The sequence below is a fragment of the Alcanivorax sp. HI0083 genome (genome assembly GCF_001635175.1).
This window is the reverse complement of record NZ_LWFX01000397.1, coordinates 1-595: the sequence shown is the minus strand read 5'-3', so window position 1 is coordinate 595 and position 595 is coordinate 1. Positions and strand designations below refer to the sequence as shown.

The 595-nt window shown below is 57.3% G+C and carries 1 protein-coding gene and 1 pseudogene; both read right to left on the bottom strand.

The window, feature by feature from the left end; genetic code table 11:
- Window positions 1-157: pseudogene (locus A3754_RS25920) on the bottom strand (DNA-directed RNA polymerase subunit alpha); the annotation flags it as partial.
- Between the two features lie 20 nt (window positions 158-177).
- On the bottom strand, window positions 178-595 hold a 418-nt coding region (gene rpsD, locus A3754_RS04075), incomplete at its 5' end, for a 30S ribosomal protein S4 (protein WP_063518903.1).

Below are 595 nucleotides of genomic sequence, written 5' to 3'. Positions count from 1 at the left end.
AGCCGGGCATGCTGGAGATCAGGATGCGGCGCAGCGCAGTCCCCAGAGTGTGGCCAAAACCACGCTCCAGCGGTTCCAGAACCACTTTGGCGTGGGTCTGGTTGATCGCGTTGACCGCGATCGAGCGGGGCGTGAGAAAGTCGTTCACGGCGGTCATAGAGATCCCTCAGGCAGTCCTTACTTGGAGTACAGCTCGACGATCAGATTTTCGTTGATCTCGGCAGGCAGGTCGATACGCTCAGGCTTCGCCTTGTAGGTACCTTCCAGCTTCTTGTCATCAACTTCAATCCACGGCATAAAGCCGCGCTGCTGAGCGAGCTCCATGGCGTTCTTCACGCGCAGCTGGTTCTTGGACTTCTCGCGAACATTGATCTGGTCGCCAGGCTTCACCTGGTAAGACGCAACATTCACAGACTGGCCGTTAACCAGAATGGCACGGTGGCTAACCAGCTGACGCGCTTCGGAACGGGTAGAACCAAAGCCCATGCGGTAAACCACGTTATCCAGACGACCTTCCAGCAGCTGCAGCAGGACTTCGCCTGTTGCGCCCTTGGAAGCGGCCGCTTTCTTGTAGTAGCTACGGAACTGCTTTTCC